This is a genomic window from Streptomyces sp. WY228 (genome assembly GCF_019287315.1).
GTDB lineage: Bacteria > Actinomycetota > Actinomycetes > Streptomycetales > Streptomycetaceae > Streptomyces > Streptomyces caviscabies.
The window spans coordinates 7,840,754-7,852,810 of sequence record NZ_CP079114.1 but is presented as its reverse complement, the minus strand read 5'-3'; the positions used below and the strand labels follow the sequence as shown (position 1 = coordinate 7,852,810).

At 71.8% G+C, this 12,057-nt stretch carries 11 protein-coding genes; 5 read left to right on the top strand and 6 right to left on the bottom strand.

Annotated elements, in window-relative coordinates; translation table 11 throughout:
- Positions 1 to 67: 67 nt before the first annotated feature.
- On the bottom strand, positions 68 to 1,228 hold the full coding sequence (gene rhaI, locus KV381_RS34225; protein ID WP_218787025.1) for an L-rhamnose isomerase: 1,161 nt from the start codon (positions 1,226 to 1,228) through the stop codon (positions 68 to 70).
- Positions 1,229 to 1,488: 260 nt separating this feature from the next.
- On the opposite strand from rhaI, the gene KV381_RS34220 reads away from it, so the two are divergent.
- The 5 genes from KV381_RS34220 to KV381_RS34200 all read left to right on the top strand — a co-directional run bounded on the left by KV381_RS34220 (position 1,489) and on the right by KV381_RS34200 (position 7,319).
- Entirely contained in the window at positions 1,489 to 3,006 is a 1,518-nt protein-coding gene (locus tag KV381_RS34220; RefSeq protein WP_030081807.1) for a sugar ABC transporter ATP-binding protein, read from the top strand.
- Positions 3,003 to 4,043, top strand: coding sequence for an ABC transporter permease (locus tag KV381_RS34215; RefSeq protein ID WP_030633753.1), 1,041 nt, complete (start codon positions 3,003 to 3,005; stop codon positions 4,041 to 4,043). The genes KV381_RS34220 and KV381_RS34215 overlap by 4 nt, the downstream gene beginning before the upstream one ends.
- The gene (locus tag KV381_RS34210) at positions 4,036 to 5,046 is read left to right on the top strand and encodes an ABC transporter permease (protein ID WP_218787024.1); all 1,011 of its coding nucleotides are present in this window, start codon (positions 4,036 to 4,038) and stop codon (positions 5,044 to 5,046) included. Before KV381_RS34215 ends, KV381_RS34210 begins: the two co-directional genes overlap by 8 nt.
- 103 nt (positions 5,047 to 5,149) lie before the next feature.
- Complete coding sequence (gene rhaS, locus KV381_RS34205; protein WP_218787023.1) at positions 5,150 to 6,232, top strand: rhamnose ABC transporter substrate-binding protein; 1,083 nt, start codon at positions 5,150 to 5,152, stop codon at positions 6,230 to 6,232.
- A gap of 61 nt (positions 6,233 to 6,293) precedes the next feature.
- Positions 6,294 to 7,319 carry a LacI family DNA-binding transcriptional regulator gene (locus KV381_RS34200; RefSeq protein WP_030633749.1) on the top strand — a complete coding sequence of 342 codons (1,026 nt, stop codon included), beginning with the start codon at positions 6,294 to 6,296 and terminating at the stop codon, positions 7,317 to 7,319.
- Between the two features lie 54 nt (positions 7,320 to 7,373).
- Here the strand turns inward: KV381_RS34200 and KV381_RS34195 are convergent, their stop codons facing one another.
- The 5 genes from KV381_RS34195 to KV381_RS34175 form a co-directional block, all read right to left on the bottom strand.
- Positions 7,374 to 8,039 (bottom strand): TOPRIM nucleotidyl transferase/hydrolase domain-containing protein, encoded by a 666-nt coding sequence (locus KV381_RS34195; RefSeq protein ID WP_030081796.1) that lies wholly within the window; start codon positions 8,037 to 8,039, stop codon positions 7,374 to 7,376.
- 92 nt (positions 8,040 to 8,131) lie between these two features.
- Positions 8,132 to 9,349, bottom strand: coding sequence for an MFS transporter (locus tag KV381_RS34190; protein WP_030633747.1), 1,218 nt, complete (start codon positions 9,347 to 9,349; stop codon positions 8,132 to 8,134).
- Entirely contained in the window at positions 9,346 to 9,795 is a 450-nt protein-coding gene (locus KV381_RS34185) for a nuclear transport factor 2 family protein (protein WP_218787022.1), read from the bottom strand. Before KV381_RS34185 ends, KV381_RS34190 begins: the two co-directional genes overlap by 4 nt.
- Before the next feature lie 126 nt (positions 9,796 to 9,921).
- On the bottom strand, positions 9,922 to 11,538 hold the full coding sequence (locus KV381_RS34180) for an adenosine deaminase (protein ID WP_218787021.1): 1,617 nt from the start codon (positions 11,536 to 11,538) through the stop codon (positions 9,922 to 9,924).
- A 170-nt stretch (positions 11,539 to 11,708) separates the two neighbouring features.
- Positions 11,709 to 11,870 carry a hypothetical protein gene (locus KV381_RS34175; protein ID WP_256995211.1) on the bottom strand — a complete coding sequence of 54 codons (162 nt, stop codon included), beginning with the start codon at positions 11,868 to 11,870 and terminating at the stop codon, positions 11,709 to 11,711.
- Between the last annotated feature and the right edge of the window lie 187 nt (positions 11,871 to 12,057).

Below are 12,057 nucleotides of genomic sequence, written 5' to 3'. Positions count from 1 at the left end.
GGCGCGGGGCCGGGCGGGGCGTGCGGCCCGCCGGGCGCGGGACGCGGGCGTGGCGGGCCCCGGAGGGCTACGCCCCCCAGCCCGCCTGCTGTCCGCCGATCCGTTCCCCGGCGGTCTTCGCCGCCCAGCCGGAGCGCCGGTAGGCGGTCATCGGGTCGCCGTCGAGGCCCTGTTCCTCGCGGACCTCGGCGAGCAGCGGACGTACGTCGGTGTTGTAGGCGTCCATGAGCGCGGCGTTCGCCTCCAGCACGTCACCGGTGCGCTGCGTGGCGGCCAGCACCTCGCGGTCCACGAGGAGCGCCTTCGCGGTGGCCTCCTGCACGTTCATCACCGAGCGGATGATCGCGGGGATCTTCTCCTCGATGTTGTGGCACTGGTCGAGCATGAAGGCGACGTCCGCGGTGAGCCCGCCGCCCCGGACGACCTCGTACATGATGCGGAAGAGCTGGAAGGGGTCGGCCGCCCCGACCATCAGGTCGTCGTCGGCGTAGAAGCGGGAGTTGAAGTCGAAGCCGCCGAGCCGGCCCTCGCGCAGCAGGGTCGCGACGATGAACTCGATGTTGGTGCCGGGTGCGTGGTGCCCGGTGTCCACGACGACCTGGGCCTTGGGGCCGAGCTTGAGACAGTGGGCGTAGGCCGTGCCCCAGTCCGGCACGTCGGTCGTGTAGAAGGCGGGTTCGAACAGCTTGTACTCCAGGAGCATCCGCTGGTCGTCGCCGAGCCGTTCGTACACGGCGGCCAGTGCCTCGGCGAGCCGGTCCTGCCGCTCGCGGATGTCGTCCTGCCCCGGGTAGTTCGTACCGTCCGCGAACCACAGCTTGAGGTCCCGGGATCCCGTCGCGTCCATGATGTCGACGCAGGCCAGGAGGTGGTCCAGCGCCTTGCGCCGGACGGCGGCCTCCGGGTGGCAGACACTGCCGAGGCGGTAGTCGTCCTCCTGGAAGGTGTTGGCGTTGACGGCCCCCAGGGTGAGGCCCCGGTCCCGGGCGTACGCGGCGAGGGCCGCGTAGTCGTCGACCGTGTCCCAGGGAATATGGAGGGCGACGGTGGGTGCGGCTCCGGTGAACTCGTGCACCTTCGCCGCGTCGTCGAGTTTCTCCTGGGGCGTGCGGGGCACGCCTGGCCGGGCGAAGACCTTGAAGCGGGTGCCGGAGTTCCCGTACGCCCATGAGGGAGTCTCGATGGCCTGGGACATGAGGGCGGCCTTCACCGTGGCGTGCTCGGTCACTTCGTCGCTCCTGTGACATCGGTCTGAACGCGAATGAATCTGAAACGATTCACGCGGCTTGAAGGTAGGAGCGCCCCCGAGAGCTGTCAACCCTTCCGGCAGGCCCGAACTGACAGAGCCTCACGAACGCAAGGGCCGCTGGAGAATTTCCGTTCACCCCCATTGACGCGACCCAGGGGACCTGCCTAACGTCCCGGCAACTCATTTGAAACCTTTCACGATGCCGTGAGGATGCCCTCCGCGTCGTCGAGGAGCCACCGATGACCCACCGGTCCGCCAAGGATCCGGCCCCCGTGCTGGCCCTGAGGGACGTCTCCAAGTCCTTCGGCGCCGTACGGGCCCTGCGGGATGTGTCGCTCGACCTGTTCCCCGGCGAGGTGCACGCCCTCGCCGGGGAGAACGGCGCGGGCAAGTCGACCCTGATCAAGACGCTCGCCGGAGTGCACCGGCCCGATACCGGCCGGCTTCTGCTGGACGGCGAGCCGGTCGCCTTCCACGGCCCCGCCGACGCCCGGGACGCCGGCATCGCCGTCATCTACCAGGAGCCCACGCTCTTCCCCGACCTGTCGATCACCGAGAACATCTTCATGGGCCGCCAGCCCCGGCGGGCATACCGGCGGATCGACCACCGGGCCGCCCGGGACGCCACGGCCGCACTGATGCACCGGCTCGGGGTCGAGCTCGACCCCGACCGTCCGGCGCGCGGCCTGTCGATCGCGGACCAGCAGATCGTCGAGATCGCCAAGGCCCTCTCCTTCGACGCCCGCGTGCTGATCATGGACGAGCCCACGGCCGCCCTGACCGGCAGTGAGGTGGCCCGGCTGTTCGGCGTGGTCCGCGCACTGCGTGAGCAGGGGGCCGCCGTGCTGTTCATCTCGCACCGACTGGAGGAGATCTTCCGCATCTGCGAACGCGTCACGACCCTGCGGGACGGGGCGCTGATCGCCAGTGAACCGCTGGCCGGCATGGCGGAGGAGGACCTGGTCCGCCGGATGGTCGGCCGGGATCTGGACGAGCTCTATCCGAAGCAGCACGTCGAGGCGGGCGAGGTCGCGCTCAGCGTCCGGCGGCTCACGCGCGAGGGCGTGTTCACCGATGTCTCCTTCGAGGTGCGCTGCGGCGAGATCGTCGGCATGGCGGGCCTGGTGGGCGCCGGGCGTACGGAGGTGGCGCGGGCGGTCTTCGGCGTCGACCGGTGGGACGCCGGCGAGGTCGAGGTGGCCGGGCGGGCGCTCGTCAACGGCGCGCCGTCCACCGCGATGGCCGCCGGCCTCGCCCTGGTCCCCGAGGACCGACGGGCCCAGGGCCTGGTGATGGGCATGTCCATCGAGCGGAACATCGGGCTCACCGGTCTGCGCGCCACCAGGAAGGCAGGGCTGATGGACCGGGGCGCCGAGCGCAGCCGGTCGCTCGACTGGGCGGTCCGGCTCCAGGTGAAGTACGCCCGGATCGCCGATGCGGTGTCCACCCTGTCCGGCGGCAACCAGCAGAAGGTGGTCCTGGCCAAGTGGCTCGCCACCGGGCCCGCCGTGCTGATCGTCGACGAGCCGACGCGCGGCATCGACGTCGGCACCAAGGCGGAGGTGCACCGGCTGCTGAGCTCGCTGGCCGCGGACGGGGTGGCGGTGCTGATGATCTCCTCCGACCTGCCCGAGATACTCGGCATGGCCGACCGGGTGCTGGTGATGCACGAGGGCCGGCTCACCGCCGAGATCCCGCGTTCCGACGCCACCGAGGAGTCCGTGATGGCCGCTGCCACCGGGAGGGCCGCCGCATGACGGTGACGACCACCGAACCGGCGCCCGTCGCGCCGATACCCTCCTCCAGCAGCACCCGGCTGGTGGACCGTGTCTTCAGGATGCGCGAACTCGCCATCCTGGTCGTGCTGGTGGTGATGCTGGTCCTGACCCAGCTCGGCAACAGCGCGTTCCTCTCCGAGCAGGGCATCAAGGACCTGCTGCTCAACGCCACGATCCTGGCGCTGGTCGCCACCGGCCAGTCGCTGGTGGTCATCACCCGCAATGTCGACCTGTCGGTGGGCTCGACGCTCGGTATCAGCGCCTTCGCCGCCGGTACGTATCTCCAGGGCGGCGGACACCCGGTGGTGGCCGTGGCCCTGGCCGTCCTGCTGGGCGTCGGCTTCGGGCTGCTGAACGGGCTGCTCGTGAGCCTGGGCCAGGTGCCCGCACTGGTCGTGACGCTGGGCACGCTCTACATCATCCGGGGCATCGACTCGATCTGGGTCGGCTCGCGGCAGATCACGGCGGCCGATCTGCCGGGCGGATTCGTGGACTTCGGCTCCGGCGGGATCTCGGCAGTGCCCTGGCTGGCGATGATCGCGCTGGCCCTGCTGGTGTCGACGGCGTACTACCTCAAGCACTTCGGCAGCGGGCGCGAGCTGTACGCACTGGGCTCGAACCCGGAGGCCGCGCGGCTGGCCGGGATTCCGGTACGCCGGCGGATCCTGCTCGCGTACACCTTCTGCGGGGCGCTGGCCGGTCTCGCGGGCGCGCTGTATCTGGCGCGCTTCGGGAACGTCGACTCGGGCACCGGCACCGGTTACGAACTCACCGTCGTCAGCGCGGTCGTGGTCGGCGGCGTGGTCTTCACCGGGGGCTCCGGCACGGTCTACGGCGCGGCGCTCGGCGCGCTGCTGCTGACCTCGGTCAACAGTGTGCTGCCCGCGCTCGGCGTCAGCTCCGTGTGGGTGCTCGCGATCAACGGCTTCCTGCTCATCCTCGCCATCGCGGTCGACCGGATCGTCGCCCTGCGCGTGGCGTCCGCCCTGAAGAAGAGGAACGCCCGCCATGGCTGACTCCGCACGCGCGCGCGCCGTCCGCTGGGACACGGTCGTCGGCGCCCTCCTGATCGTGGTGCTGCTGCTGTCCTTCGGTTTCGTCGACGGCTTCGGCAACGCCCTCAACCTGTCGTTCCTCATCGGCAACACCCTGCCCATCGCGCTGATCGCCCTGCCCATGACGCTGCTGGTGGTCTCCGGCGAGATCGATCTGTCGGTGGCGTCCACGGCCGGTCTCTCCGGTGCGGTGATGGGGGCGCTGTGGAACCAGGGCCTGCCGATCGAGGCGATCATTCCGGTCTGTCTGCTGCTCGGTGTGGTCTGCGGGCTGGTCAACGGGCTGCTCGTCACCCGGCTCGGGCTGCCGTCGCTCGCGGTCACCATCGGCACGCTGGCCGCCTATCGGGGCATCGCGCAGATCGTGCTCGGCTCGGACGCCGTCACCGACTTCCCCACGCCCTACCTCGACTTCGCCGCAGGACGGATCGGCGACACGTTCGTCCCGTACGCCCTGCTGCCGTTCCTGGCGCTGCTCGCCGTCGCCGTACTCGCCCTGCACGCGACGCCGTTCGGGCGTTCGCTGTTCGCCACGGGGGCCAACGAGGAGGCGGCCCGGTTCGCGGGCGTGCGGGTGAAGCGGCAGAAGCTCATCCTGTTCACGATGACCGGCCTGATGGCCTCCCTCACCGGGGCGTTCTGGGCGCTGCACTACGCCAGCGCCCGCTTCGACAACGCCACCGGTCTCGAACTGTCGGTCGTAGCAGCCGTGTTGCTCGGCGGTGTCGACTTCGACGGCGGCAAGGGAACACTCGGCGGCGCTATCGCGGGGGTGTTCCTGCTCGGGGCGCTGCAGAACGTGATGAGCCTGGGTGACGTCTCCGCGCAGTCGCAGATCGTCGTCACCGGTGTGCTGCTCGTCGTCTCCGTGCTCGGCCCCCGCGTCGGGCGGCAGATCTCCGTCGCGAGGGCGGGGCGCCGGGCCGCCTCGGCTCCCCCGTCGGCCTCGGCGCCGGTTCCGTGACCGCGCCACCGGCTCTCCGCCACCGCCCGCCCGGGCTCCGGCTCCGTCACCGCGCGCTCCTCCCCGTAACCCGCCCCGCCTCTCTCCGTGAAGGACTCCCGCCATGCGTACGTCATCGATCCGCCGCACCTGTGCGGCCCTCGCGGCCGTCACCTCCTTCGCGCTCGCCGTCAGCGCCTGCGGGGGCACCACCAAGAGCGATGTGAAGAAGGAGAGCGGTTCGGCCGCCTCGGCCGGAAAGGCGGACCCGGACGCGCCCACCAAGAAGGGCCTGACCGTGGGCTTCCTGCCCAAGCAGGTCAACAACCCCTACTTCACCACCGCCGACAAGGGCGGGCAGAAGGCCGTCGAGGCACTGGGGTCCACCTTCAAGGAGGTCGGCCCGACCAGCGCCACCGACACCTCGGGCCAGGTCTCCTACGTCAACACCCTCACCCAGCAGCAGGTCGACGCCATCGCCGTGTCCGCGCAGGACCCGGGCGCGCTGTGCACCGCGCTCAAGCAGGCCATGAAGAACGGCGTCAAGGTCGTCACGTACGACTCCGACACCAAGACCGACTGCCGCAATGTGTTCGTCTCGCAGGCCGGCGCGGAGGATCTGGGCCGCACCCAGGTCCAGTTGCTCGCCGAGCAGATCGGCTACAAGGGCGAGATCGCGATCCTGTCCGCCGCCCAGACCGCGACGAACCAGAACCTGTGGATCGACTACATGAAGGACGAGCTGAAGGACCCGAAGTACAAGGACGTGAAGCTGGTGAAGGTGGCGTACGGCAACGACGACGCCCAGCAGTCGTTCCAGCAGACGCAGGGGCTGCTCCAGGAGTACCCGAAGCTCGCCGGGATCGTGTCGCCGACCACGGTCGGCATCAAGGCGGCGGCGCAGTATCTGTCGGGGTCGAAGTACCGGGGCAAGGTGAAGCTGTCCGGCCTCGGCACCCCCAACGATCTGCGCTCGTACGTGAAGAACGGCACCGTCGAGGCGTTCGAGCTGTGGGACCCGGCGAAGCTCGGCGAGCTGGCCGGCCATGCGTCGATCGCTCTGGCGTCCGGGCAGATCACCGGCGTGGAGGGGCAGACCTTCGAGGCGGGCGAGCTGGGCACGTACACGATCGGGAAGGACGGGGTGGTCGACCTCGGCAAGCCGACGGTGTTCGACAAGGACAACATCGACGACTTCGACTTCTGATGCGCGCGGATAGGCTGGGGGCTCGTTCCGCGTCCCTCGCCCCTCTGGAGGTCTCCGTCTGATGGCCCAGTCGGTGGGTATCAAGGACGTGGCCCGGGTCGCCGGAGTATCGGTGGGCACGGTCTCCAACGTCATCAACCGCCCGGACACGGTCGGTCCCGACACCCGGGCCCGGGTCCTGTCGGCGATCGACCGGCTCGGTTACGTCCGCAGCGAGTCGGCGCGGCAGTTGCGGGCGGGGCGCAGCCGGATCATGGGGCTGCTGGTGCTCGACATGGGCAACCCGTTCTTCGTCGACGTGGCGCGCGGGGCGGAGCGGGCCGCGCGCGAGGCGGGGCTCGGCGTCATGGTCTGCAACAGTGCGCAGAGCCCCGGCGAGGAGGCGGAGTATCTGGCGCTCTTCGCGGAACAGCGGGTCCGGGGCGTGCTGCTCACCCCGGCCGACGCGACCGGGCGCAACATCGAGGCCTTCCGCCGCCACGGCATCCCGTTCGTCCTCGTCGACCGGGTCGCCGAGGGAACCACCGAGTGCTCGGTGTCGGTCGACGACGTGGCGGGCGGGGCGCTGGCGGTGCGGCATCTGCTGGACGCCGGGCACCGCTCCATCGCGTACGTGAGCGGGCCGCCCGGATTCAACCAGGTCCGGGACCGCCGTACGGGTGCGCTCACCGCGCTCGCGGAGGCGGGCCTGGGGCCGGGCGCCCTGCGGGAGCTGCCCACGGAACGGCTCGACGTGGCAGCGGGCCGGGACGCGGGCGCGCGGCTGCTGGGGCTCTCGGACCGGCCGACCGCGGTGTTCTGCGCCAACGACCTGCTGGCGCTGGGCGTGCTGCAGTCGCTGTTCGCCGCCGGGGTCTCGGTGCCCGGCGATCTGGCGCTGGTGGGTTACGACGACATCGAGTTCGCGGCGGCGGCCGCCGTGCCGCTCACGTCCGTACGGCAGCCGGCGGCGACGATGGGGGCGCTGGCGGCGGGTCTGCTGCTGGAGGAGACCGGGGCCGGGGCGGCGGACGTACCGCACGAGCACCGGCGGGTGGTGCTCCAGCCGGAGCTGGTGGTGCGCCGCTCCAGCCTCGCCCAGCGCTGAACGGCGAGCCGCCGGTCAGAGGTGCGAACGGTCGGCAGAGGCGCGAACCGTCGGTCAGAGGTGGGCGAGGAGTCCGTCCAGCGGGCGTGGCAGGCGCCCGAGGTCCAGGGCCTCGGTCAGGGCACGGGCGTAGTGCTCCTTGCGGCCGCCGATGGTGCCCATGAAGCGCCGCAGCTGCGCCTCGACGGGCCGCTCGCGCTGGGCGGGCTGCCGTTGGAAGAGCCGGAAGGTGCGCAGATCGCCCTGGTCGTCGATGACCCGCTGGACGCCGTCGGTGCCGAGTGCCCGGATCAGCTCGTCCTCCAGGTCGGCGTGGCAGGTGAAGAAGCCCAGCGCCTCCAGGTCCTCGGGCGTGCGGGCGGTGCCGAAGCCGGTGCGCTCCAGGCCCTGGAGGAAGAACCGCTGCTCCGCCGCGTCGCACAGGCCGGCGGGCCGGACCCCGAGCCCGTCGGGCCCCAGCAGACGCAGGAAGCGGGTGATGCTGGTGGCGCCCCCGAGCGGCACGACCACGGCGCCCTCGGCGGTCAGGTCGCGCTCCTGGCGTTCGGCCAGCGCCTCGACGGCCGCCCGGTCGCTGACGCCCTCCACGAGCACCACGGTGTGCAGGCCCAGGCCGGCGGCCAGCTCACGGGCGGCCTGGGCCTCGGCGGGCGCCGGTGTGTTCTCGTCACCGGCGGCCCAGGCGATGACCGTCTGCCGAAAGTGCGTCGCTTTGTCCACCGGGCCAGTCTCGCACCATGATCGGCGGGGGCGGCAAGGGTTTTCGCGTACGTGAACGAGGCGGGCCTACGCGGGTCGGAGGAGCGCGTACGTCACCCGGGTGCGGGAGGCCGTCGCGCCAGATGCAGGCCGACGCCCAGGGCCAGCGCGAGCACACAGCCGGAGAAGGTCAGTCCGGCGTTCCGGAGCCCGATGCCGAGGGTGAGCGCGCCGACGCCGACGACGGGCAGGGAGATGCCCAGGTAGGCGATGACGAAGAAGGCGGACACGGTCGCCGCCCGGTGCTCGGGCGGCGCCGCCGCACTGATCGCCTTCACCGCGCCCCGGAACGCCAGCCCCTGCCCGAGGCCGCCGCAGAGCGCCCCGGCGACGAGCAGCGGAAGTGAGGCGAACAGCAAGGAGGCCCCGACCAGCAGGAGTCCGGCGACCAGGACGAAGCAGCCGCCCGGCAGGGCCCGGCGCTCGCCGACCCGCCCCATGAGCGCCTGCCCGGCCGTGGAGGCGAGGAAGACGGAGAAGACGACGAGTCCGGTCAGGGCCAGGTTGTGGACGTCGAGCGTCTCGGCCACGAACGCGGGGGCGACCGCCGTGAAGAGGCCCAGCAGGGAGAACCCGGCGAAGGCGGCCAGCGCCGAGGGGGCGAACACCGCGCGCACCTCGGGCGGGACGGCGAGCCCCTGCGGCCGCAGCCGGAAACGGCGGACGCGGGTGGTGACCGTCTCGGGCAGGAGGCAGGTCAGTGCGGCGGCCAGGGCGATCAGCCCCAGATGCACGACGAAGGGGAGCCGCAGCGGCCAGGGGGCGTACTCGGCGAGCAGTCCCGACAGGAGCGGGCCGCAGCCCAGGCCGCCCATGTTCGCGGCGGTCGCGGCCAGCCCGGCGCGTGCCGCGCGTCCCGGCGGGGCCAGTTCCATGACCGTGACCGTCGCCGCGCCGCTCAGCAGTCCGGCGGCGAAGCCGGAGAGGAGCCGGCCGGCGAACAGGGCGGGGAGCCCGCCCTCGAAGAGGAAGCAGAGCGCGCTGGCCGCCGAGAAGCCCAGGGCGGCCAGCAGAACGGGCCGTCGGCCCGCCTCGTCGGAGACGTTCCCGGCGAGCAGCAGAGTGGCGATCACCCCGAGGGCGTAGACGGCGAAGACCACGGTCACCATCAGCTCGGAGAAGCCGAGCTGTTCCCGGTAGAGGCCGTAGAGCGGGGTGGGCAGCGTGGTGCCCGCCATACCGATGGCGAAGACGGCCGCGGCGGCCGGGTAGCCGAGGCGCTTCCTGCCGAGGTGTTTCCCCCGGCGGGCGGGGTCGGTCGTCCCGCTCATGCGGTGGGGGGCGGGTCGGTCGGGGCGGCGGGCGTGATGTGGCTGAGTACGCACCGCCAGCGGCCGTTGCGCCGTACGAAGACGTCCGTGGTCCATTCGTCGGCGTCGAACCGGCGGCCCGCGTAGTGGGCCGTGTTGGTGATCCGGGCGGTGATCGTCGCGGTGTCGCCGTGGACCCGGATCCTCGGCGGGGTGACGGCCCGCATCGCCGAGTGGGTCAGGTCGCCGGACCTCACGTGGCCGAGGAACGCCTCCCGGTCCGTGATGCCGGACTCGGAGACGATGACCCACTCGTCGGCCGTGAAGTCCGCGATCCGTGCCGCGTCGTTCGCGACGATCGCGGCGGCCCAGGCGTCGACGATCGCGGCGAGCCGGGCGTGCTCGGCGTCGGGCGTGCCCGGGGCCGTGGGCGGCTCGGCGGTCGCGTCCTCTCCGCTCTCTCCCATGCCGCGAGCGTAGCCGTGGGCCGGGCGGGCCGCGCGTCCTACGGGGCGGGCGGGACCGTGTCCGGCCCTGGGCCGCCCTGCACGGTCCCGCCCCCTGGTCGCCGGACGGTCAGCGGTGGCGCGGGGTCAGCGCGCTCCGCCCTGTCGGCGTTCGAATCCGGCGAAGGCCGCTTCCTGACGCCACTCGGTGGCCGCCTTGGCGTTGTCCGCGAGATAGCGGGCACAGGCCGGGGCGGGCGGCGCGATGCCCGGCCGGGATCCGGCGCAGACGCGCACCGGGCGGTAGCCGGAGCGCTGGGCGCCGGTGGCCCACAGGCTGTCGCCGTCGAGGAAGGCGTACGTCAGCGAGGCGCGGGCCAGGTCCTTCAGCTCGGTGTAGCTCAGGCCGTAGGTGGCACGGGCGTACTGGTACTCGTGGCTGATGTCGATCCGCGAGACGCCGGGGTCGTCGGTGGCCAGGACCACCGGGACGCCGTAGCGGCGGTAGGCGTTGAACGGGTGGTCGTCGCCCGCGACGCCCAGGATCTGCTTGTTGCTGCTGAACGGCACCTCGACGGCGACATCGCGCCGCGCCATGGTGCGGGCGAGCTGCCGCCAGTCGTCCTCGTGGACCAGGTCGACGCCGTGGCCGATGCGTTCGGCGCCGGCGACGAGGACGGCCTCGCGGATGTGGAACGTCAGGTCCTCGGGCTTGACCAGGCCGGGGGTCAGCTCACCGGCGTGCAGGGTGAGGCGGGCGTCCGGGTACTGGGTGCGCAGGTACTGGAGCATCCGCATCTGGAGTCGGTAGTTGCGCAGGGCGCTCTCCCCGTCCTCCGGCTGGACGAGGTTGACGGCGACGAAGCGCGGGTCGCGCTCCGCGAGTCGCATGCCGACGGCCATCTGCGTGAACACGCGCTCGTTCGAACTGCCGCGGGAAACCTGGGAGATCCACCGGACGGGGAGCCGGCAGCCCGGGTCGGGACGGTCGGTGTCGCAGTGCGCCGTCTCCCGGAACTGGGTGTCGGCGGCGTCCGCCTCGCGTACGGCCTCGGCGACGACCGCGTCGAGCTTTCCGCCGGCGACCAGCTTCCGGTGGAACGCGGCGAGATCGGCGTCGTAGCCCACGGACTCGGCGAGCTTCTTCGCGGAGTCCGAGGCCGGGGTGACCAGGGTCTCCAGGTAGAACTGGTTCTGCTCGACCACGGTGTTGGCGACGTTGGCGAGCATCTTGCCGCGGTCGCGCGTCGCCTCGCCGAACTTGCCGAAGGTGTCGAAGAAGTGGTCGTGGCCGGACTGGTCGGCGGGGAAGTCCTGCATCGACCAGGCGCGGACGATCCGCTGGCGGAACGCGGCGTCCGTGCGGGCGTCGGCGGCCGGCCGGGTGCCCGGTCCGCAGGGCGGGCGCACGGCGGTGTCGGTGGCGTCGATGCACAGGCCGTTCTCGCCCGCGAGGTGGATCAGATACTCGGTGGTGACGGCGCCCGAGAGGTGGTTGTGGAGGTCGCCGCCCTTGGGCAGCGCCGCGAAGAACGCCTTGAGCCGCGCCGGGTTGTCCCGCAACGCGTCGAGACGGGCGTCGGTCCTGCGCTCGGCCGGGGTCGTGAGGCGGCCCGGCGCCTGCGCCTCGGCCCGGGGCAGCGAGTCCCGCGCGGGCGCCGCGGCGGCCGGCACGGCGGGGAGCAGCGTGACGAGAGCGAGGAGACCGAGCCCGGCCGGGAGCAGGGACTTGGGACGGTGGGCCGTCCGAATCGAAGAGATCACCGCCGAATGATCGCGTCGGCGGGACCGTTTCCCGGACCACATCGCGTACCCGGGCAGCAAGATCCACTCGATCGAGTGGGGAAGCATGTCGCTCCGTAGGTGCGGTGTTCCGGGGCCCCGGTACACCGCACCGGGACCCCGGCCCGCTGCTCAGCGGGCTGTCGAGCCGGTCAGGCGACCACGTCCAGCGCGCGGTACAGCGCGTAGAGGATCGCGGGCAGCGCGCCGATGAGCCCCGATACGGCCATGATGACCGCGGGAAGCCGATGCGTGGTCCGCAGCGACTTCACCACATGACCGACGAGGGCGAAGTAGGCCAGCGAGATGACCACGCCGGCCAGTAATCCTGTTGATGAACCCGTGAAGTGCATGACAGCGCACTCTCCTAACGTCCGATTGCCCAGTCCGTGATGAGATCGGCACGCTGCGGGAAGGACGCGTCAGCGGACCCTTGGCTAGAGGGACCTCAGCGCTCTTCAACGGCGTGACGACGCTATGAAGGTAGCTCAAAGTCGCATC